Raw genomic sequence first — 20,919 nt, forward strand, 5'->3', positions numbered from 1 at the left:
CTGGTTCCCGTCCTGCTACGCCCGCAGCTGACGCTGTGCCGCGATCTTCGACGACAGGCTGTAGATGTCGATGAATCCCTTGGCGGCGGACTGGTCGAAGGTGTCGCCCGTGTCGTAGGTGGCGAGGTCGAAGTCGTACAGCGACTGCTCGGAGCGCCGGCCGGTGACGACCGCGCGGCCGCCGTGCAGGGTCATCCGGATGTCGCCGGTGACGTACTGGTTCGCCTCGTTGACGAAGCCGTCGAGAGCGCGCTTGAGCGGGGAGAACCACAGGCCGTCGTAGACCAGCTCGCTCCAGCGCTGTTCGACGCCCCGCTTGTAGCGGGCGAGTTCGCGCTCGACGGTGACGTTCTCCAGCTCCTGGTGGGCGGTGATCAGGGCGATCGCGCCCGGAGCCTCGTACACCTCACGCGACTTGATGCCGACGAGGCGGTCCTCGACCATGTCGATCCGGCCGATGCCCTGGGCTCCGGCGCGCTCGTTGAGCTGCTGGACGGCCTGGAGCACGGTGACGGGCCTGCCGTCGATGGCGACGGGGGCGCCCTCCTTGAAGGAGATGACCACCTCGTCGGGCTCGCGGGCGACGGCCGGGTTCTGCGTGTACTCGTAGATGTCCTCGATCGGCGCGTTCCAGATGTCCTCGAGGAAGCCGGTCTCGATGGCGCGGCCGAAAACGTTCTGGTCGATGGAGTACGGGGACTTCTTGGTGGTCGCGATCGGCAGGCCCTTGTCCTCGCAGAAGGCGATGGCCTTGTCGCGGGTCATGGCGTAGTCGCGGACCGGGGCGATGCACTTCAGGTCGGGGGCGAGGGCGGCGATGCCCGCCTCGAAGCGGACCTGGTCGTTGCCCTTGCCGGTGCAGCCGTGGGCGACGGTGGTGGCGCCGTGCGTGCGGGCGGCTGCGACGAGGTGCTGGACGATCACCGGCCGGGACAGGGCGGAGACCAGCGGGTAGCGGTCCATGTAGAGGGCGTTGGCCTTGATCGCCGGGAGGCAGTACTCCTCGGCGAACTCGTCCCGGGCGTCGGCCACTTCGGCCTCCACCGCGCCGCACGCGAGGGCGCGCTTGCGGATGACGTCCAGGTCCTCGCCGCCCTGCCCGACGTCCACCGCGACCGCGATGACCTCGGCGCCCGTCTCCTCGGCGATCCAGCCGATGGCGACGGAGGTGTCAAGACCGCCGGAGTAGGCGAGTACGACGCGCTCGGTCACGGGTTCTTCCCCTCATCCTGCGATCACTGACCTGCATGATTATGCAGACCTCCGCATGATTCGTCAATGCACCCCGTATCGAGCGGCTGATTCCGGCCATGCCGAGATGACTTTGAAGATCCTTTGAACGCGCGAAACCGCTTACTCGTACCTCTCGCCGAACGCAGGCGCCGCGTTTTGACACCGACGACACCCCCGACCCCTAGTGAGGCATCCGCATGTCCAGGGCTCTTCCGAAGTACAACAAGCGTCGCGTCGGCTTCATCGGCGGCGCCGCCGCGGTGGCACTGTCCGGCACGGTGATCGCCGGCTTCGCCCTCGCCGGGGAGACGCCGGACAGCGGCGCGACGAACGCCCGGACGCTGGCGGGTCCCGGCACCATCACGTGCCCGGACGTCACCGGCCAGCTGCCGGCCGTCCCCGCCTCGGCGCAGGCGGAGGTCGACCGCAATCTCGGCGATCTGCAGAAGCAGATCGCGGAGGCCAACAAGCGCCTCGTCGACACCGTCGGCCAGGGCGGGCCCAACTTCGTCCAGAACGCCATCCTCGGCCCGCTGGAGGACAAGCGCGTCGCCGCCCTGAACCGCATCGAGACCGCCATCGGGCGTGCCGCCGAGAAGCCGGAGGGGCTGGAGGCCTTCGCCGCCTGCCAGCTCAACGCCGACGGCGCCGGAGCGGGCGAGGCGGCGGGTGGCGAGGCGGGCGCCGGTGAGGAAGCCGGTGCGGGCGCCGAGGCCGGTGCGGGCGCCGAGGCAGGAGCCGGTGCCGAGGCGGGCGCGGGCGCGGAGGCCGGTGCGGGCGCCGGAGAGGAGGCGGGTGCCGGCCAGGACGCGGGTGCCGGCGAGGACGCGGGTGCGGGCGAGGCGGGCAACGCCGGTGCCGGCACGATCAGCTGCCCGGACGTCGCCTCCCAGCTGCCGGCGGTCCCGGCCTCCGCCAAGGCCGAGGTCGACCGCAACCTGGCGCTGCTGGACACCCAGGTCGCGGAGGCCAACAAGCGTCTCGTCGACACCGTCGGCCAGGGCGGCCCGAACTTCGTCCAGAACGCCATCCTCGGCCCGCTGGAGGACAAGCGGATCTCCACCGTCAACCGCATCGCCACGGCCATCGGCCGCACGGCCGAGAAGCCGGCCGGCCTGGACTCCCTGGCCGCCTGCACGCTCACCAAGTGAGCTGACAGGCGCCGTGGCCGCCCCGCGTGAGCGCCGGCCGGGGCGGCCACGGGTCCCGCAATTCCTTGGACGGGCCATTTTTTAGGCAGTCGAAAGACCTGCGTCATAATCGGCGGCATGGGAAAAACTCATGAGCGCATAGAAGGCCGGCTCCGCTCGTTCATCGAGGCGCAGCCGGTCTTCTTCACCGCCACCGCTCCCCTGTCCGCCGACGGCACGGTCAACCTCTCCCCCAAGGGCCTCAAGGGCTCGTTCGTGGTGCTCGACGACCACACCGTCGCCTACCTCGACTTCGCCGGCTCCAACGCCGAGACCATCGCCCATCTGCGGGAGAACGGGCGGATCACCCTGATGTGGTGCGCCTTCCAGGGCCCGCCGAACATCGTCCGGGTGCACGGCCGCGGGGAGCCGGTCTTCCGGGACGACCCCCGTTTCGGGGAGCTGCTCGGCCACTTCCCGGACATCGACCCGACCCAGCACGGGCTGCGCGCGATCATCGTCGTCACGGCGGAACTCATCCGCGACACCTGCGGCTACGCCGTGCCCTTCATGGCGTACGAGGCGGAACGCGACCTGCACGGCAAGCGTTTCGCCCGTGAGGACGACGCCTCGCTCAGCGCCTACTTCACCAAGAAGGAGCACATCGCGACCAGCCTGGACGGACTGCCCGGGCTGCCGTTGCCGCTGCCGCCCTCTACGGTCTGAGGCATGCGCCCCGGTGCCGTCGCCCTCGCCGTCTCCTGTCTCGTCGTGCTCGGCGCCGGGCCGCCCGCCCCCTCGCGCCCGCTGCCGGCCCGGATGGCCGACACGGGCGGCGGCACCCAGCTGATCACCGCGGTGGCCCCGCGGACGGCCTCGACGACGGGCACGGTCACCTGGTGGGACCGCGAGGACGGGCGGTGGGTGCGCGCGGGTTCGGCGCCCGCGCGCTTCGGAGCGAACGGGCTGGTGGAGGGCGCCTCCCGCACGCAGGGCACGAACACGACACCCACGGGGCTGTACGGCCTGCCGTACGCCTTCGGCATCGAGGCGGCGCCGCGCGGGACGGCGTACACCTACCGCCGGGTGCACCGGGACTCCTGGTGGTGCCAGGACAACGACTCCCGCTCCTACAACCGCTGGACCGAGCCCCGCGCGGCCGACTGCCGGGCCGCCGAGTCCGAGCAGCTGATCACCTACGGCGAGCGGTACGCGCACGCGCTCGTCATCGGCTTCAACTACGAGCGTCCCGTGCGGGGACGCGGCGCGGGCATCTTCCTCCATGTCAACGGGCGCGGGGCGACGGCCGGTTGCGTGTCCGTGCCGAAGCGCGCCATGCGGACGATCCTCCGCTGGGCCGACCCGGCGAGGCGCCCTCACATCGCCGTCGGGACGGCGACCGGGACCACCGCCGTGACCCGCTACTAGGGCCGGGAGGCCGCCGGGGAACCTGTTCGGGTTACCGCCGGTCACGCCCGCAAGCACGCGACTCGGTGCACGGCTGAACACTCCCGCGTCCCGGCACGTATCTGTGGGCCAAGGGTCAAGTCCCCACGGAGGAACCGTGACCACCACGCTCGCAGGCGGCCGTGCCGCCCGCCGCCAGACGATGCGCCGCATCCGCCCGCGCCGCTCCCCGGCCGTACCGCTGCTGATCGCCCTGTGGGCCGGTGCGGCGGCCGTGCTGTGGCTGTGGTGGGACAACACAGCGTCCCTCGCGGACACCTCGGCCAAGATCCTGGCCGCGGGCCGGATCACCGGCCTGCTCGCCGGCTACCTCATGGCGCTGGTGGTGCTCCAGATGGCCCGGGTGCCCGCGCTGGAGCGGCGGGTGGGCACCGACCGGGTCGCCCGCTGGCACGCCATGACCGGCCGCTACACGCTCTGCCTGGTCCTCGCCCACGTCTTCCTCACCATGTGGGGCTACGCCCTCCAGGCGGGCAAGGGGCTCGGCGACATCGTCCAGCAGACGATCGACTCCATCAACCAGCTGCCGGACATGGGCAAGGCCGCCATCGGCACGGGCCTGCTGTTCGTCATCGGGATCCTCTCGATCGGCGGCGTCCGCCGTCTGATCGGGTACGACACCTGGTACCACGTGCACCTGCTCACCTACGCGGCCGTCTACATGACGTTCTGGCACCAGATCACGACCGGCAACGAGTTCGCCGTCGAGCCCGCCGCGAAGACCTTCTGGTACGGGCTGTACGGCGCGGTGACGGCGCTCGTCCTGTGGTTCCGGATCCTCACCCCGATCCGGCTGAACCTGCGGCACCGCATGCGGGTCGAGGCGGTCATCGAGGAGACCCCGGGCATCGTGTCCGTGCTGATCGGCGGGCGCAAGCTGCACCGGATGGGCGCGGAGGCGGGCCAGTTCTTCCGCTGGCGGTTCAAGGCGCCCGGCATGCGCTTCAGTTCGCACCCGTACTCGCTGTCGGCGGCGCCCCGCCCGGACATGCTGCGGATCACCGTCAAGGCGATCGGTGACCACACCTCCCGGCTGCGCGAGCTCACGCCCGGCACCAAGGTGTGGGCGGAGGGCCCGTACGGTGCGATGACCGCGCAGCGCCGCAGCCGCGGCAAGGTGCTCCTGGTCGCGGGCGGTGTCGGCATCACCCCGATGCGGGCCCTGTTCGAGACCCTGCCGGGCGCGTCCGGGGACATCACGCTGCTCTACCGGGCCAACAGCACCCAGGACCTGGCCCTGTGGGGCGAACTCGCCAAGATCGCCGACGAACGCGGGGCGCGGTTGATGTACGCGGTCAACAGCCCCGACGGGGAACGCCCCGACATCTCCGCCGAGTCACTCCAGCGGAAGATCCCGGACATCGGCGACCACGACGTCTTCATGTGCGGGCCGCCCGGCTTCGCGCAGTCGGTGTACGAGGCACTGCGCGGCGCGGGAGTCCCCGCACGCCGTATCCATCACGAGTCGTTCGAGATGTGAGCGACGGGACATCAACGGCCCTTCAGGAGCTTGAGAAACGATGAGGAAGTCTCACCCCGTCCGGCGTGCCGTGCTCGCCGGCGCAGCCACCGTCTCCGGGATCGTGCTGCTGCTGTCACTGAAGCCGGCCTCCGACCCGGGCTCCGCCCAGGCCGCGGGCGGTCAGCTGCCACCCGCGGCCGCCGGGCAGGCCCCGCAGGGCGGCGTGAACGGCGCGGTCACCGGTGACGCGGTGCAGACGCAGTACGGCCCGGTGCAGGTACGCCTGACCATGAACGGCGGCAAGATCACCCAGGCCGAGGCGGTGCAGGCCCCCAAGGGCGGACGCAGCGACCAGATCACCGCCAGCTCCGTGCCCCGCCTCAACCAGGCGGCCGTCGCGACGGGGAGCGCGGACATCGACGCCGTGTCCGGGGCGACGTACACCAGCGCCGGCTACAAGAAGTCCCTCCAGTCCGCCCTCGACAAGGCCAAGGCCTCGGCCGGCGGCGCGCAGGGCTCGGGCAACGCGCAGACCCTGACGGGCGATGTGGCGCAGACGCAGTACGGCCCGGTCCAGGTCCGGATCACCGTCGCCGGCGGCAAGATCACCAAGGCCGAAGCCGTCCAGGCCCCCAAGGGCGGACGCAGCGACCAGATCACCGCCAGCTCCGTGCCCCGCCTCAACCAGGCGGCCGTCGCGACGGGGAGCGCGGAGATCGACGCGGTCTCGGGCGCCACCTACACCAGCGCGGGCTACAAGAAGTCCCTCCAGTCCGCCCTGGACAAGGCCCCGGCAGGGGGCGGCTCGTCCCAGGCCGCCGGCTCCGGGGGCGGTTCGTCCCAGGGCGCCGGCTCCGGGGGCGGTCAGGCCCAGACGCAGACCCTCACCGGCAGCGTGGCGCAGACCCAGTACGGCCCGGTCCAGGTCCGGATCACCGTCGCCGGCGGCAAGATCACCAAGGCCGAAGCCGTCCAGGCCCCCAAGGGCGGACGCAGCGACCAGATCACCTCCTCCTCCGTCCCCCGCCTCAACCAGGCGGCCGTCGCGGCCGGAAACGCCCAGATCGACGCCGTCTCCGGAGCCACCTACACCAGCGCGGGCTACAAGCAGTCCCTCCAGTCGGCGCTGGACCAGGCCGGTGGCTGACACGGTGGCCGACTCCGCACAGGCTCCCGCCGCGGTACGTCATGCGGAGGAGACGATGGGGACCGTCTTCTCCTTCGACGTCCGCGGCGGGGAACCCGGCGTCGTGCGCGCGGCGGTGGACGAGGCCGTCGCCGGGCTGCACCGGGTGGACGAGGTGTTCAGCACCTATCGCGAGGACAGCCAGATCTCCCGGCTGCAACGCGGCCGGCTGACGGTCGAGGAGTGTGATCCCGAGGTCGCCGAGGTTCTGGAGCTGGCGGCCGAGGCGGAGCGGCTGAGCGACGGCTGGTTCAGCACGTCGTACGGGGGCCGCCTCGATCCGACCGGCATCGTGAAGGGCTGGGCGGTCGAGCGGGCGGCGCGGCGGCTGGCGACGGTGCCCGGGGTGAGCGGGGTGAGCGTCAACGGCGGCGGTGATGTGCAGTTGCTCGGGGTTCCGGGGGCGCAGCGGCCGTGGCGGGTCGGGATTTCTGATCCCCTGCGGCCGGGGGGTCTCGCGGCGGTGATCTCCGCGGCGGGGGTGGACGAACTGGCCGTGGCCACGTCCGGGACCGCGGAGCGGGGGGCGCACATCGTCGACCCGCGGACCGGGCGTTCGGCCGTGACCGACCTGGTCGCCGTGACGGTGGTGGGGCCTCGGCTGACATGGGCGGACTGCTGGGCCACGGCGGCGTTCGCGATGGGGTCGCGGGAGGGGCTGGCGTGGCTGGAGTCGCTGCCGGGGGTCGAGGCGCTGTTGATTACCGCCGGCGATGAGGTGCGCTGTACTGGGGGGTTGGCGGCGCGGCTGGGGTGAGTGGCGGCTGGGGCGGATGCCCCAGGGGCGCGGGGAACTGCGCGACCAGCCACAGCGCACCCGCACACGACCACCACCGGCACCCCCCACGGCGTGCTCAGTGCCCGTTCTGCGCCAGCCTCAGCAAGTGATCCGCCAGCGCCTGCCCCCCGTCAGGGTTCCGGCTGATCAACAGCAACGTGTCGTCACCGGCGATCGTCCCCAGAATGTCGTGCAGCTCGGCCTGGTCGATGGCCGACGCCAGGAACTGCGCGGCCCCCGGAGGAGTCCGCAGGACCACGAGGTTCGCCGAGGCCTCCGCGGAGATCAGCAGCTCCTGCGAGAGCCGCCGCATCCGCTCCTCCTTCGCCGACCCGCCCAGCGGGGCGCGCGGCGTGCGGAAACCGCCCTCGCTCGGCACCGCGTAGATCAGGTCGCCGTCGGAGTTGCGGATCTTCACCGCGTTCAGCTCGTCCAGGTCCCGGGAGAGCGTCGCCTGCGTGACGCTCAGCCCGTCGTCGGCGAGCAGCTTCGCCAGCTGGCTCTGCGACCGCACGGGCTGCCGGTTGAGGATGTCCACGATCCGGCGGTGGCGTGCGGTGCGGGTCTGCGGCACGGCGGGCCCGTTCGCCCCCGGCTGCTCGTGGTCCTGCGCCTGGCTCATCGTCGTCTCATTCCCCGGATCGTCCGTCCCCGTCGGCTGCGCTTGCGTCGAGGACGCCGGGCAGCGCCCGGAGGAAGGCGTCCACCTCGTCGTCACCGATGTTCAGCGGCGGCATGAGCCGTACGACATCGGGAGCGGGCGCGTTCACCAGGAGGCCGGCGTCCTGAGCCGCCTGCTGCACCTGGGGCGCGAGCGGCTCGGTGAGCACGATACCCAGGAGGAGACCCGCGCCCCGGACGAAATCGATCAACTCGTGGCCGAGGCCCTCGATCCCGTCCCGCAACTTCTCGCTCTGCCGCTTGACGTTCTGCAGCAACCCCTCGTTCTCGATGGTGTCGAGGACGGCGAGCCCGGCGGCGCAGGCGACGGGGTTGCCGCCGAAGGTCGTGCCGTGGTGGCCGGGCTGCAGCAGTTCGGCGGCGCGTCCGAAGGCGACGGTCGCGCCGAGCGGCAGTCCGCCGCCGAGACCCTTGGCGAGGGTGACGACGTCGGGCAGCACACCCTCGTGGGCCTGGTACTCGAACCAGTGCCCGGTCCGGCCGACGCCGGTCTGCACCTCGTCGAGGACGAGCAGCGCGCCGGTGGCGGCGGTGATGGCCCGGGCGGCCTTGAGGTAGCCGGCGGGCGGGACCACGACCCCGTTCTCGCCCTGGACCGGCTCGATGACGACCAGGGCCGTCTCGTCCGTCACCGCGGCGGCCAGCGCCTGCGCGTCGCCGTACGGGACATGGGTGACGTCGCCGGGCATGGGCAGGAAGGGTTCCCGCTTGCCGGGCTGGCCGGTGAGCGCGAGGGCGCCCATGGTGCGGCCGTGGAAGCCGCCCTGGGTCGCGACCATGTGGGTCCGCCCGGTGAGCCGGCCGATCTTGAAGGCGCCCTCGTTGGCCTCGGCGCCGGAGTTGCAGAAGTAGACCTTGCCGTCGCGGCCGAAGAGCTGGAGCAGCCGTTCGGCGAGCGCGACGGGCGGCTCGGCGACGAACAGGTTGGAGACATGTCCGAGGGAGGCGATCTGCCGGCTCACGGCCTCGACGACGGCCGGGTGGGCGTGGCCGAGCGCGTTGACCGCGATGCCGCCGACGAAGTCCAGGTACTGCTTGCCGTCGGCGTCCCACAGCTTGCTGCCCTCACCGCGGACGAGCGGGAGCCTCGGGGTGCCGTAGTTGTTCATGAGCGCGTTCTGCCACCGCGCGGTCAGTTCCTGATTCCCCACGACGTTGTTCACGACTCCCCCTGTTCGCCCGGTCCCTCGGGCTTCTCGTCGGCGACGACCATCGTGCCGATCCCCTCGTCGGTGAAGATCTCCAGCAGGATCGAGTGCTGGACCCGGCCGTCGATGACCCGGGCCGTGGTGACGCCGCCGCGCACGGCGTGCAGGCAGCCCTCCATCTTCGGCACCATGCCGGAGGAGAGGTCCGGCAGCAGCCGCTCCAGCTCGGAGGCGGTGAGGCGACTGATCACCTCGTCGCTGTTCGGCCAGTCCTCGTAGAGTCCCTCGACGTCCGTGAGGACCATGAGGGTTTCGGCGCCCAGTGCAGCAGCGAGTGCCGCAGCCGCCGTATCAGCATTGACGTTGTAGACATGTCCGTCGTCCTGGGAGCGGGCGATCGACGAGACGACCGGGATGCGGCCGTCGGCGAGCAGCGCCTCGATCGCGCCGGTGTCGATCGCGGTGATCTCACCGACCCGGCCGATGTCGACCAGTTCGCCGTCGATCTCGGGCTGGTGCTTGGTGGCGGTGATGGTGTGCGCGTCCTCGCCCGTCAGTCCGACGGCGAGCGGGCCGTGCTGGTTGAGCAGCCCGACCAGCTCGCGCTGCACCTGACCGGCCAGCACCATCCGTACGACGTCCATGGCGTCCTCGGTGGTCACCCGAAGGCCCGCCTTGAACTCGCTGACGATGCCGTGCTGGTCGAGGGCGGCGCTGATCTGCGGGCCGCCGCCGTGCACGACGACGGGCTTGAGGCCGGCGTGGTGCAGGAACACCACGTCCTGGGCGAAGGCGGCCTTCAGGTCCTCGTCGACCATGGCGTTGCCTCCGAACTTGATGACGACCGTCTTGCCGTTGTGCCGGACCAGCCAGGGCAGCGCCTCGATGAGGATCTGCGCCTTGGGCAGCGCGGTGTGCTTGCGTGTCGCTCCACTGCTCATGACGAGTACGCGCTGTTCTCGTGGACGTAGTCCGCGGTGAGGTCGTTGGTCCAGATGGTGGCGGTCTCGGACCCGGCGGCGAGGTCGGCGACGATGTGCACCTCGCGGTAGCGCATGTCGACCTTGTCGCGGTCCTCGCCGACACCGCCGTTCTTGCACACCCAGACGCCGTTGATGGCGACGTTGAGCCGGTCGGGCTCGAAGGCGGCGCTCGTCGTGCCGATCGCCGACAGCACCCGGCCCCAGTTGGGGTCCTCGCCGTGGATCGCGCACTTGAGGAGGTTGTTGCGGGCGATGGAGCGGCCCACCTCGACGGCGTCGTCCTCGGTCGCGGCGTTGATCACCTCGACCTTGATGTCCTTGCTGGCGCCCTCGGCGTCCCGGATGAGCTGCTGCCCGAGGTCGTCGCAGACCTGCCGGACGGCCTCGGCGAACTCCTCGTACTCCGGGGTGACTCCGGCCGCGCCGGAGGCGAGCAGCAGCACGGTGTCGTTGGTGGACATGCAGCCGTCGGAGTCGACCCGGTCGAAGGTCGTGCGGGTGGCCGCCCGCAGCGCCTTGTCGAGTACGTCGTCGTCCACGTCGGCGTCGGTGGTGAGGACGACGAGCATGGTGGCGAGGCCGGGGGCGAGCATGCCCGCGCCCTTGGCCATGCCGCCGACGGTCCAGCCGTCCTTGGTGACGACGGACGTCTTGTGGACGGTGTCGGTGGTCTTGATGGCGATGGCGGCCTTCTCACCGCCGTGCTCACTCAGCGACTCGGCTGCCTTCTCCACGCCCGGGAGCAGCTTGTCCATCGGCAGGAGGATGCCGATCAGGCCGGTCGAGCAGACGGCGACCTCGATGGCGCCCCGCCCGAGGACCTCGGCGACCTTCTCGGCCGTCGCGTGCGCGTCCTGGAAGCCCTTCGGGCCCGTGCAGGCGTTGGCGCCGCCGGAGTTGAGGACGACGGCGGAGACCTGGCCGCTCTTCATGACCTGCTCGGACCACAGCACCGGGGCGGCCTTCACACGGTTGGAGGTGAAGACGCCGGCGGCGGCGCAGCGGGGCCCGGTGTTGACCACGAGGGCCAGGTCGGGGTTGCCGTTCTCCTTGATCCCGGCGGCGATGCCCGCCGCCGTGAATCCCTTCGCTGCCGTCACACTCACGGCGCAACTCCGATCGTCGTCAGTCCGGTGGTCTCGTCGAGCCCCAGAGCGATGTTCATGCTCTGGACGGCACCGCCGGCGGTGCCCTTGGTGAGGTTGTCGATGGCGCTGATCACGATGATCCGTCCGGCAGCCGTGTCGTACGCGACCTGTACCTGAACGGCGTTCGAACCGTAGACGGACGCCGTGGCGGGCCACTGGCCCTCGGGCAGCAGGTGCACGAAGGGCTCGTCGGCGAAGGCCTTCTCGTAGGCGGCGCGCAGGGACTCGGCGGTGACGCCGTCCGCCGCCTTCGCGCTGCACGTGGCGAGGATGCCGCGGGGCATCGGCGCGAGGGTCGGTGTGAAGGAGACGGAGACCGGCTCGCCGGCGGCCGCGCTGAGGTTCTGGGTGATCTCGGGGGTGTGCCGGTGCCCGCCGCCGACGCCGTACGGGGACATCGAGCCCATGACCTCGCTGCCCAGCAGGTGCGGCTTGGGCGCCTTGCCCGCGCCGGAGGTGCCGGACGCGGCGACGATCACGGCCTCGGCCTCGGCGAGCCCGGCGGCGTACGCCGGGAAGAGCGCCAGCGACACGGCCGTGGGGTAGCAACCGGGCACCGCGACGCGCTTGGACCCCTCCAGCGCGGCGCGGGCGCCCGGCAGTTCGGGAAGGCCGTAGGGCCAGGTTCCGGCGTGCGGCGAGCCGTAGAACCGCTCCCAGGCGGCGGCGTCCGTGAGCCGGAAGTCGGCGCCCATGTCGATCACCAGCACGTCCGGCCCGAGCTTCTCGGCGACGGCGGCGGACTGCCCGTGGGGCAGCGCGAGGAACACGACGTCGTGCCCGGCGAGAACCTCGGGGGTGGTCTCCTGGAGCACTCGCCCCGCCAGGGGCAGCAGGTGCGGCTGGAGCGCACCGAGCGTCTGCCCCGCGTTGGAGTTGCCGGTCAGGGCACCGATCTCGACCTCGGGGTGCGCCAGGAGCAGACGCAGCAGTTCCCCGCCCGCGTATCCACTCGCTCCGGCCACTGCCGCACGTACCGCCATGGAACCTCCTCCTAGAGGGCATGACTATACGTTTCTCTGCAGTTTTATGCAATCGGGTCGGCCGCCATGTCCGCCCGGGTGAGTCACCGATGCCTGCGTCCGACCTCTTGCGGTTAACCCCGCCGGCCGCCCGCGCCCGTGTGTGCCTTCGCCCTCCGCCACGGCGACGTACGGGCCCCCTGGGAGCGGTAGCTCCGCGCAAAAAGAGGTACCCAGCGCGACTGGGCTCACGGCCCCGGTACGGCACCGATCTGCTGCATCACCCCGAGGAGGTCGGGCTGCCCCCGTTCGCCGACGATCCGGCCGTCGGCCAGATAGTAGAAGTTCATCGCCTGCACCGAGATCTTGTTGCCGGTCGCCGGGATCCCGAAGAATTCACCGTCGTGGATTCCCCGCATGGTGAACCGCGCGGCGACCGTGTCGCCTTCGGTGACCGTCTCCTCCAGCGTCCACTGGACGTCCGGGAAGGCGCTGCGCATCATCCCGAGGACTTCCATGTACCCATCGGGCCCCCGCAGCGGTTCCGGGTGGCTGGGTGCGTGGAACACCGCGTCCGGAGAAATGACCTCGCGAGCGAGACCCTCGTCGCCCGTGTTGATGAACTCGACGAAGCGGTTCATCACTGACTCGCTGGACTGCGCCGGCATCTTGCTGCGCCTCTCCAAAGACGATGGGTGGATCCCTGGGAGCTTAACATCGAATCGATGTTTACATCGATTCGATGTATGCATGCGAGGATGGACCCATGCTCGAACTCGCGATCCTCGGTTTCCTGGCCGAGGGACCCTTGCCCGGACACGAGCTGCGCCGCCGCGTCTCACAGCTGACCGGCTACACGCGGCCGGTCAGCGACGGCAGCCTGTATCCGGCGATCAATCGTCTGACCAGGGCGGGCTTGATCGAGCGCCGCGCCGACCCGGCCGCGGGGGCGGCCCGGTACGTGCTCAGCCTGACCGCGGCCGGGCGGGCCGAGATGCTTCAGCGGCTGCGCAAGCCCGCCGACCACGAGATCACCGACTTCACCCGGTTCTACGTCGTCCTGGCCTTCCTCTCCCACCTGCCCGACGTGGCCGAACAGCACGCGGTGCTGCGCAGACGGCTGGAGTTCCTGGAAGAACCGGCGAGCTTCTTCTACGACAACGAGCGGCCCCTGCGTGCCGAGGAGATCGCCGACCCCTACCGGCGGGGCATGCTGCTCACCGCCCGCGCCACCAGCCGCGCCGAACGGACCTGGCTGCGCGAGACCCTCGGTGAGAAGCCGCCCGCATTCGACACCACGGTCACTGACAACGATCCGCATGCGCCCGCCGCTCCCGCGAGCTGACGGCCCACGGAGGTATCTCCATGCTTGCTTCCTGGTACGACGACCAGGGCCCCGCCGCCGATGTCCTGCACGTCGGCGAACTCCCTGATCCCGTCCCCGGCCCCGGCGAGGTCCGCGTCCGCGTCACCGTCTCGGGCGTCAACCCCGGCGACACCAAGAAGCGGCGCGGCTGGCTCGGCTCGTCCATGCCGTACCCGCGAGTGATCCCGCACAGCGACGCCGCCGGAGTCATCGACGCCGTGGGCGCCGGAGTCGACGCCCGCCGCGTCGGGCAACGAGTCTGGGTGTACGGGGCCCAGTCCTACCGCCCCCTGGGTACGGCCGCCCAATACACCGTCGTCCCTGCGGATCTGGCCGTCCCACTACCCGACCACGTCAGCGACGAGCTGGGCGCGAGCCTCGGCATCCCCGGTGTCACCGCCCACCGCACCGTCTTCGCCGACGGCCCGGTCGACGGCCGGCTGGTCCTGGTCCACGGAGTTCTCGGCGGCGTCGGCTCACTGGCCGCCCAGCTCGCCCACTGGGCTGGCGCCACCGTGATCGCCACCGTCCGCCGAACAACGGACCTCGACCACGTCGACCCGGCCGTCGTCGCCCACGCCGTCGCCTTGGACACCGGCGACCCCGCAGCGGCCATCCGCTCGTACGCGCCGCGGGGCGTCGACCGCATCGTCGAGGTCGCGCTGTCCGAGAACGCCGACCTCGACAACGCCGTCGCCGCCAACGAGGCCGTCATCGCCGCCTACGCCACCCGCGCGGACCGCACCGAGATCCCCTTCTGGCCCCTGCTGTTCAACAACGTCACCCTGCGACTGCTCGGCAGTGACGACTTCCCTGCCGAGGCCAAGCTTCAGGCAGCCCGCGACCTCGCCTCTGCAGCCGCCGTCGGCGCCCTTACCGTCACCGTCGGTGACCGTTACCCGCTGGACGACATCGCCAAGGCCCACGACCACGTCGACGCCGGCGGTGGCCACGGCCGCATCCTGCTCACCATCCCGTAGAAACGACCGGGTTCGCTGTCAACGCGGTTGCGCACTGGCATGGCGCCACAGACACCACCCTCATGCCCCAACCGGCAAAATCTGCCTGCCCAGTTCCGCCAGGTCATGTGCTCAGTCCGCCAGATCGGCTGCCCAGTCTCAGCCGTTCCAGAACCAGGTGACCACCGTCAGGCGTGGACCGACCCGTACCGGTGGCACTTCATGGACGAGGTGGGCGGGGAAGGCGATCACGGATCCCGGAGGGAAAAAGATCCTCTTCCGGCAGGTCTGCCACGTGACGGTCGGTGACGTATCGAAGAACGTCAGGTTGCCATGTGCCGCCGTCGGCTCGGCCCCATCGCAGGCAGGGCCCCCGCCCCGGACTGCGGCAGCCTGCGCGACGTGCAGGACCGCTGTCACCCTTCGCCCCACGGACCGACGAGCCTGCGACTCGGAGACGTCGGCGTGCGGCACGAAACGGTCGCCCCGCTCGTACCGGAGGAACTGCGGTGTCTCGCAGCCACCCAACCGCTGGCCGAACCGCTCCTCGATCCTGTCGTGCAGCCCTTCGAAGCAGAGTCGGATCTTGTCCGACAGTGCCTGCGGCACCTGCACCCTGCTGGTCCGCCTGATACGCGGATCGACCCGGAGGCCCGTGGGCGCGCAGACGTCGGCCGGACACCCATCGGCGGCCTGCATGCTCCGGGTCAGGGCGTCAAGGAGCGCCGGGGCGAGTACGGACTCCCAGACGACGACGTCATGGATCGGCGAAGGCATCCCTCTCCTCAATCCTGGCCGCTCAACGGCCGAGTACCCGCAGTTCACATTCGACGGCCGGGGTGATGCCGGACCAACTCCAGAAGACCCGGGTCCATGTCTCTTCGTAGGCCGAGCTCGGGTGCAGAATCCACGAGAAGGCGTCACGGTGGCGCTCATGCGCGTAGGCGCCCATCACGTTGAATTCGGAGAACCCCAAAGGCGGCTGGGCCACGATGTACTCCGCCAGCTCCACACCGTGTCGGCGCACAGCGTGCTCGCGCAGTTCCGGATAGATCCACCGCGGGTACACCAGTGGCTGGCGGCGCATGTAGTCGCAGGTGACCGGCCGGCCCAGGAAGCGCTCGGTGGCCGCTTGCCACGGGACACCGCGGCGGAAGTAGCCGCCGGGGGTGTACAGGAGCCGCGGGCGTCCCGCATCGTCCACCAGGTCGGCGGGGGTGAGGGGGCGGCGCACGACACAGTCCGAGTCGAGGTGGGCGATGAAGTCCGCGTCCGTGAAGGTGTCGGCCAGTATTTTGGTCACTTGCTGGCCCAGATAGTCGTCGGCGTAGTCGGAGCACAGGACGATGCGGTCGGCCTCGATGCCGTATCGGGCAAGCCGGTGCTCGCACCTGCGCGGGACCACCACGACGACGTCACGAAAGCCGGTGCACCAGCGCCGTACACCGGCCAGGCAATGCCGCAGCCAGGCGAAGTCCTTGGCATAGCTGCGGATCACGATGTCGACGCTGCCCATGAACGCTACTGCTCCAGGGCGGGAGGTCCGCCCGGCGGCAGGCACGCCGCGACCATGCCGGGACCGGTGTTCGCGATGATCTCGCCGGCTGCGAGCTGCTCGTCCCAGGAGGGACCGAGTGCCTGGGCGACTCCGAGAAGGTACAGAGCGGCAGACGCGTAGGCGTCCCCCTTCAGGGCGCTACCGGTCAGAAGGTCATCGACGCCGGCCCCCTCGAGGCCGATGGCCCGCCGGTGCTCACCGATCGGGGCGTCATGCAGCCAATACCGGGAGTGCTCGGTGAGCACCAGGCTGTCACTCCGCTCGAATCCCGCGCGGGAGACCAGCCACTCGCCGAATACGGCCCCCTCCCGGACGGTCAGATGGACGCGTTCCACGCCACGCTCGGCCAGGCCGTCGAGCAGTGTCGCGTGCACGGCGGACAGAAGACCGATCTCGGTGCTCTCTTCCGGGACGGCCAGAACGCTGGTGAGGCCGGCTGTTCCTTCAGCCCGGGGAACGGCGATCTCCATCGCCGAGATGGTGCGGGCCCCGATGCCCCAGGGCGGCCACGGGCGAGTTCGCTGAGCCACGGCAACGAGTGCGGACCCTTCGTCCAGGGCCGGACGGATCAGCTCATCGAAGAGCCGCGACCGCCCGCTCCGGCGCAGGAACGCGCGCGCCGGGACTTCAAATGAAGGGTCGACTCCACTGATGCAGTCGAACTCGAACTCCTCCAGGCGATTCGTCGTCATGTGGGCCTCCATCGCTGCGTACGGCGGTCAGAGTGCCTGCCGAGGGATGTACTGACGCTTTCCCGTCCATCGGGTGTTCCGTCTCTTCTTTCAGCGCATGTACGCACAACGGCCTACGCGGGGCGGGGGCGGCACTCTGAGGACGTCTCGTCATTCCGCGAGCGGCGAGTCGGGGTCCCAGCGTGACTTGCGGGCTCGCGTGGTGAGGGCGTGGCCTTCTTCAGATAGAGCAGCGACCAGGCCATGAGGCGAAGGCGTCCACGGCAGCGTCGATATCGGCGTCGGCTCCGCTCAGCCGATACCGGGTGGCCAGCCCCTCCCCCAGCAGGCGCAGGACCTCGGCGGCCGCGTCGAGGTCGGCACGGACCTGCGAACGAAGAGATCGCCGGTACAGCGACAGGCCGAGATTCGCCAGCCGGCGGCCGTGGTCGGCAGCGTCGGGCTCCAGCAGGTCGACCGCTTCCCGCCCGTACCGGATGGCGTCGTCGAGGTCGCCGGGGTCGTCCGAGAGCTTTGAGCGTGCCTGCAGCGCATCTGTGAGATTCAGCAGGCTTGTCAACGGGGTGGTAGTCGGCCGGCCTCGGTGCGGCCGCAGCGGCGCGCAGTGCCTCGATGGCCAGGTCGAGATCTGAGGTAGCACGAAGGCCCTTTGGGGGTCGTCGGGCGCGAGCACCGAGAGTGCTTCGCGGAACAAGCGCGACGGCCCGTGTGAAGTCCGCCTCCGACTGGGCCTGACCGGGTCCGGTGCGCTCCGCTCTGCCTTCCGTCCCCGCGAGGAAGCACGGTGTGTACGCCCAGACGGCGTTCAACAGGTCATCCGGGAAGCCGGACCGTGACGAGGAGGCCGCCGGCGGGCCGTGGGGCGAGGTCGAGGGTGCCGTCGTGGGCGCGGACGACGCTGTCCACGATGGCCAGGCCGAGGCCTACGCCGGCGTGCTCGTCGGTGCGTGCGCGTTCCGTTCCGCGCTGGAAGGGCTCGGTGAGGGTCGGTACCAGTTCCGGCGGGAGCCGGCGGCCCGTGTTCTCGACCCGCACCAGGCTCGTGCCGCCGCGCGCCTCGGTGTGGACCGTCACGGTGCCGCCTGCGGGGAGATTGTGGACGAGGGCGTTCTGGACGAGGTTCGTCACCATCCGCAGCAGGAGTTCCGCCGAGCCGACGGCCCGGGCCGGCCCGCCGGTGACGTCGAGCGTGATCCCGCGCTGTTCAGCGAGGGGGAGCAGGGTTTCGGCGGCCTCTTCCGCGATGAGGGAGAGGTCGACGCTCTCCCGGGTGAAGGTCCCGCGGTCGCTGCGGCCGAGCAGCAGGAGGGCCTCGGTGAGGCCGATCGCGCGCGTGTTGACGGCGTGCAGGCGTTCGATGAGTTCGCCTCGGTCCCGCGTGGGGTCCTTGCGGGCGACGTCGAGCAGCGTCTGCGAGATCGCCAGCGGGGTGCGCAGTTCGTGGGAGGCGTTCGCGGCGAACCTCTGCTGCTCGGCGACGTGCGACTCGAGTTGTTCGAGCATGGTGTCGAAGGTGTCGGCGAGTTCGCGGAATTCGTCCCGGCGGCCCTCCATGCGGACGCGGTGGGACAGTGATCCGGTCCCGGCCAGCCGTGCCGCGGCCGTGATCCGGTCGAGCGGTGCGAGCATCCGGCCCGCGAGGACCCATCCCCCGACGAGGCCGAACACGAGCAGGAAGGCCATTGCCACGGCCGCGGCGCGACCGAAGATGCGCGAGAGGAGGTACCGGTTGGGTGAGATGCCGAGCAGACCCTGGGAGTTGTCGGGTACGTAGCGCAGCAGGAACACCCACACCACGGCCAGCAGGACAGCGCCGGTGACGAGGACGAGTCCGGCATAGCTGAGGGTGAGTTTCAGGCGGGCGCTGAGCCCTGGGCGTCTATTCATCGCCACGGAGCCCGGCGTCGATCCGGTAGCCGACACCGGGCACCGTGGCGATGATCCATGGCTCGCCGAGCCGTTTGCGCAGTGCGGAGACGGTGATGCGCACGGCGTTGGTGAGGGGGTCGGCGTTCTCGTCCCAGGCCCGTTCCAGCAGCTCTTCCGCGCTGACGACACCGCCCTCGGCGGCGACGAGGACGTCCAGCACGGCGAACTGTTTGCGGGTGAGCGGGACGTAGCGTCCGTCGCGGAAGACCTCCCGGCGGAACGGGTCCAGCCGCAGGCCCGCGATCTCGCGGACCGGCGGCCGGGCGTGGGCGCGTCGGCGGTCGAGCGCCCTCAGCCGCAGGACGAGCTCCCGCAGCTCGAACGGTTTGGTGAGGTAGTCGTCGGCGCCGAGCTCGAACCCGGAAGCCTTGTCGTCGATCCGGTCGGCCGCGGTGAGCATGAGGATCGGGATGCCGCTGCCGGAAGCGACGATGCGCCGAGCGACCTCGTCGCCGGACGGGCCGGGGATGTCACGGTCGAGGACCGCGAGGTCGTAGGAGTGGACGCTGAGCAGTTCCAGGGCGGTTTCGCCGTCGACGGCGATGTCGGCGGCGATCGCCTCCAGCCGCAGACCGTCCCGGACGGCTTCGGCCAGGTAGGGCTCGTCCTCCACGATCAGTACGCGCATGCCCGAAGCCTAAGCAGCACGGCATATCGCAGGCGTATGCGACGAGGTGTGCCACCAGCGGCGCGACGCCAGCGCGGCCAGCACGGCGCCGGTGGTGTTGACCAGGACGTCGTCCACGGAGGAGACCCGGTCCAGCCGCAGCACGTACTGCGCGGTTTCTACGAGGACCGAGCAGCCCGCGGCGAGCGCCAGGATCCGCGGCAGGGACGCCAGCGCCGCGAACCGCATCGGGGCGAAGAAGCCCAGCGACGCGAAGACGAGCAGGTTCCCGGCGATCCCGAGCGGCCCCATGGTGACCAGGTCCCGCAGCGGTACCAGGCTCAGCCGGCCGGGGACGATGCCGGCACCGGCGCCCGGCATCATCGTCAGCCACAGGAACGGCACCGTCCCGTGGACCATGCCGACCTCGGCCAGCGACCTCCGCCATGCCGACGTGACGCCCGCGGCACGCCGACGGCGCGCCAGGGCCCACACCACCAGCGCGGCGAGCGGCAGCGCGACCAAGGTCATGAGCACCACGCCGTTGAACGTGTCGAAGCAGCCGTGCCACCGCCCGGCCATGCACACCGGAGCGGACATCATGAGCGGCCGCCGCACGACGAACAGGGCGCTCGCCAGGCCGAGGACGGCCAGAGCGAGGAGCACGATCCCGCGCGTGCGGCGGGGCGGTGCTGACAGGGATGTGTGGGAGTTCATGCCCACCATGGGAGGCGAAGGGCCGTTGCGACGGCGTATGCGATTTTCGATACGCCCGCGACAGACGAAAATCCGGATGCCGTTGCCGAGCGAGTCCATAAGATCACCGGCATGGCACTGCGACCTGTTCAGGTGAACATAAAGGCCCTCGACGACGCGGCGGTCGGCCGGTTCTGGGCGGAGGCGCTCGGCTGGGGTGTCTCCAGCGAGGGGCCCGGCGTGACCAACGTGGAACCCGGCGACGGCTTCGTCTGGCCGGACCCGGTCGCCGTCTGCATCGATGTCGTCACCGTCCCGGAACCCAAGACAGCCACGAAGAACCGTGTGCACCTCGATCTCGCCACCACCTCCGCGGCCCATCAGGCCGAGTGGGTCGCGCGACTGAAGGCTCTCGGTGCGACGCCCGCCGGCGTGGGCCAGGGCGACGTACCGTGGACGGTCCTCGCCGACCCGGAGGGCAACGAGTTCTGTGTGCTGGAGCCCCGGGAGATCTACCGGGACACCGGGCCGATCGCCCGGGTGGTGGTCGACTGCGCCGATCCGCGGGCCATGGCCCGGTTCTGGGGCGAGGGGACGGACTGGACGCTGCACGAGGTGACGGACGAACAGGCGGTGCTGCGCTCCGCCCAGGGCGTCGGCCCGTACCTGGAGTTCCGCCGCTCGTCCGACGCGAAGACCGTGCCGGACCGCGTCCATGTCGACCTGCTGCCGTACCCCGGCGACGACAAGGCGGCGGAGGTGGCCCGGCTGAAAGCCCTCGGCGCCACCGACCTCGACCTCGGCCAGGGCGACGTCCCGTGGACGTGCCTGTCCGACCCGGAGGGCCATGAGTTCTGCGTCCTCGGCCCGCACTGACGCGGATCCCCGGCGACACCCGGGCACGGGCGTGGGCCGCCACCCCAGGGGGCAGCGG

General features: G+C 70.8%; 23 protein-coding genes. 9 read left to right on the forward strand and 14 right to left on the reverse strand.

Annotated features, from left to right (window positions below; translation table 11 throughout):
- Positions 1 to 15: 15 nt before the first annotated feature.
- A complete protein-coding gene (locus tag ACZ3I3_RS31560; protein WP_467370633.1) occupies positions 16 to 1,212 on the reverse strand; it encodes an argininosuccinate synthase in 1,197 nt (398 codons plus the stop codon).
- 218 nt (positions 1,213 to 1,430) lie between these two features.
- Here ACZ3I3_RS31560 and ACZ3I3_RS31565 point away from each other — a divergent pair, with 218 nt between their 5' ends.
- The 6 genes from ACZ3I3_RS31565 (at position 1,431) to ACZ3I3_RS31590 (ending at position 7,235) form a co-directional block, all read left to right on the forward strand.
- Positions 1,431 to 2,384 (forward strand): hypothetical protein, encoded by a 954-nt coding sequence (locus ACZ3I3_RS31565; protein WP_467370635.1) that lies wholly within the window; start codon positions 1,431 to 1,433, stop codon positions 2,382 to 2,384.
- A 117-nt stretch (positions 2,385 to 2,501) separates the two neighbouring features.
- Positions 2,502 to 3,089 (forward strand): pyridoxamine 5'-phosphate oxidase family protein, encoded by a 588-nt coding sequence (locus ACZ3I3_RS31570; RefSeq protein ID WP_467370636.1) that lies wholly within the window; start codon positions 2,502 to 2,504, stop codon positions 3,087 to 3,089.
- A 3-nt stretch (positions 3,090 to 3,092) separates the two neighbouring features.
- Positions 3,093 to 3,791, forward strand: a complete 699-nt coding sequence (locus tag ACZ3I3_RS31575; RefSeq protein ID WP_467370638.1) for a L,D-transpeptidase family protein — start codon at positions 3,093 to 3,095, stop codon at positions 3,789 to 3,791.
- Positions 3,792 to 3,927: 136 nt separating this feature from the next.
- On the forward strand, positions 3,928 to 5,310 hold the full coding sequence (locus ACZ3I3_RS31580) for a ferredoxin reductase family protein (protein WP_467370639.1): 1,383 nt from the start codon (positions 3,928 to 3,930) through the stop codon (positions 5,308 to 5,310).
- A gap of 40 nt (positions 5,311 to 5,350) precedes the next feature.
- The gene (locus ACZ3I3_RS31585; RefSeq protein WP_467370641.1) at positions 5,351 to 6,439 is read left to right on the forward strand and encodes an FMN-binding protein; all 1,089 of its coding nucleotides are present in this window, start codon (positions 5,351 to 5,353) and stop codon (positions 6,437 to 6,439) included.
- The gene (locus ACZ3I3_RS31590) at positions 6,432 to 7,235 is read left to right on the forward strand and encodes an FAD:protein FMN transferase (RefSeq protein WP_467370643.1); all 804 of its coding nucleotides are present in this window, start codon (positions 6,432 to 6,434) and stop codon (positions 7,233 to 7,235) included. Before ACZ3I3_RS31585 ends, ACZ3I3_RS31590 begins: the two co-directional genes overlap by 8 nt.
- Before the next feature lie 97 nt (positions 7,236 to 7,332).
- Here ACZ3I3_RS31590 and ACZ3I3_RS31595 read toward each other — a convergent pair whose 3' ends face one another.
- The 6 genes from ACZ3I3_RS31595 to ACZ3I3_RS31620 form a co-directional block, all read right to left on the reverse strand.
- Complete coding sequence (locus ACZ3I3_RS31595) at positions 7,333 to 7,878, reverse strand: arginine repressor (protein WP_059422875.1); 546 nt, start codon at positions 7,876 to 7,878, stop codon at positions 7,333 to 7,335.
- Positions 7,879 to 7,885: 7 nt separating this feature from the next.
- Positions 7,886 to 9,088 (reverse strand): acetylornithine transaminase, encoded by a 1,203-nt coding sequence (locus ACZ3I3_RS31600; RefSeq protein WP_467370776.1) that lies wholly within the window; start codon positions 9,086 to 9,088, stop codon positions 7,886 to 7,888.
- Positions 9,089 to 9,096: 8 nt separating this feature from the next.
- Positions 9,097 to 10,026, reverse strand: a complete 930-nt coding sequence (gene argB, locus ACZ3I3_RS31605) for an acetylglutamate kinase (RefSeq protein ID WP_467370645.1) — start codon at positions 10,024 to 10,026, stop codon at positions 9,097 to 9,099.
- Entirely contained in the window at positions 10,023 to 11,174 is a 1,152-nt protein-coding gene (argJ, locus tag ACZ3I3_RS31610) for a bifunctional glutamate N-acetyltransferase/amino-acid acetyltransferase ArgJ (protein WP_467370647.1), read from the reverse strand. Before argJ ends, argB begins: the two co-directional genes overlap by 4 nt.
- Complete coding sequence (gene argC, locus ACZ3I3_RS31615; RefSeq protein ID WP_467370649.1) at positions 11,171 to 12,199, reverse strand: N-acetyl-gamma-glutamyl-phosphate reductase; 1,029 nt, start codon at positions 12,197 to 12,199, stop codon at positions 11,171 to 11,173. Before argC ends, argJ begins: the two co-directional genes overlap by 4 nt.
- Positions 12,200 to 12,426: 227 nt before the next feature.
- Positions 12,427 to 12,819 (reverse strand): ester cyclase, encoded by a 393-nt coding sequence (locus ACZ3I3_RS31620; RefSeq protein ID WP_467370651.1) that lies wholly within the window; start codon positions 12,817 to 12,819, stop codon positions 12,427 to 12,429.
- A gap of 125 nt (positions 12,820 to 12,944) precedes the next feature.
- Between ACZ3I3_RS31620 and ACZ3I3_RS31625 the strand changes: the two genes are divergently transcribed.
- On the forward strand, positions 12,945 to 13,523 hold the full coding sequence (locus ACZ3I3_RS31625; protein ID WP_467370652.1) for a PadR family transcriptional regulator: 579 nt from the start codon (positions 12,945 to 12,947) through the stop codon (positions 13,521 to 13,523).
- A gap of 20 nt (positions 13,524 to 13,543) precedes the next feature.
- On the forward strand, positions 13,544 to 14,524 hold the full coding sequence (locus ACZ3I3_RS31630; RefSeq protein ID WP_467370654.1) for an NADPH:quinone reductase: 981 nt from the start codon (positions 13,544 to 13,546) through the stop codon (positions 14,522 to 14,524).
- A 138-nt stretch (positions 14,525 to 14,662) separates the two neighbouring features.
- Here the strand turns inward: ACZ3I3_RS31630 and ACZ3I3_RS31635 are convergent, their stop codons facing one another.
- The 7 genes from ACZ3I3_RS31635 to ACZ3I3_RS31665 all read right to left on the reverse strand — a co-directional run bounded on the left by ACZ3I3_RS31635 (position 14,663) and on the right by ACZ3I3_RS31665 (position 20,006).
- Positions 14,663 to 15,112: a 2OG-Fe(II) oxygenase gene (locus tag ACZ3I3_RS31635; RefSeq protein WP_467370656.1), complete on the reverse strand. Its 450-nt coding sequence runs from the start codon at positions 15,110 to 15,112 to the stop codon at positions 14,663 to 14,665.
- A gap of 190 nt (positions 15,113 to 15,302) precedes the next feature.
- Positions 15,303 to 16,019, reverse strand: a complete 717-nt coding sequence (locus ACZ3I3_RS31640; RefSeq protein WP_467370658.1) for a hypothetical protein — start codon at positions 16,017 to 16,019, stop codon at positions 15,303 to 15,305.
- Positions 16,020 to 16,024: 5 nt separating this feature from the next.
- Positions 16,025 to 16,753: a hypothetical protein gene (locus ACZ3I3_RS31645; RefSeq protein ID WP_467370659.1), complete on the reverse strand. Its 729-nt coding sequence runs from the start codon at positions 16,751 to 16,753 to the stop codon at positions 16,025 to 16,027.
- 220 nt (positions 16,754 to 16,973) lie between these two features.
- Positions 16,974 to 17,312 (reverse strand): hypothetical protein, encoded by a 339-nt coding sequence (locus ACZ3I3_RS31650; protein ID WP_467370661.1) that lies wholly within the window; start codon positions 17,310 to 17,312, stop codon positions 16,974 to 16,976.
- Positions 17,313 to 17,566: 254 nt separating this feature from the next.
- The gene (locus tag ACZ3I3_RS31655) at positions 17,567 to 18,640 is read right to left on the reverse strand and encodes a sensor histidine kinase (RefSeq protein ID WP_467370662.1); all 1,074 of its coding nucleotides are present in this window, start codon (positions 18,638 to 18,640) and stop codon (positions 17,567 to 17,569) included.
- Complete coding sequence (locus ACZ3I3_RS31660; RefSeq protein ID WP_467370663.1) at positions 18,633 to 19,310, reverse strand: response regulator transcription factor; 678 nt, start codon at positions 19,308 to 19,310, stop codon at positions 18,633 to 18,635. The genes ACZ3I3_RS31655 and ACZ3I3_RS31660 overlap by 8 nt, the downstream gene beginning before the upstream one ends.
- A gap of 9 nt (positions 19,311 to 19,319) precedes the next feature.
- A complete protein-coding gene (locus ACZ3I3_RS31665; protein ID WP_467370665.1) occupies positions 19,320 to 20,006 on the reverse strand; it encodes a VanZ family protein in 687 nt (228 codons plus the stop codon).
- A gap of 111 nt (positions 20,007 to 20,117) precedes the next feature.
- Between ACZ3I3_RS31665 and ACZ3I3_RS31670 the strand changes: the two genes are divergently transcribed.
- Positions 20,118 to 20,861, forward strand: a complete 744-nt coding sequence (locus tag ACZ3I3_RS31670) for a VOC family protein (protein WP_467370667.1) — start codon at positions 20,118 to 20,120, stop codon at positions 20,859 to 20,861.
- Positions 20,862 to 20,919 lie beyond the last annotated feature (58 nt).

The organism is Streptomyces sp. NPDC016851 (genome assembly GCF_055562795.1).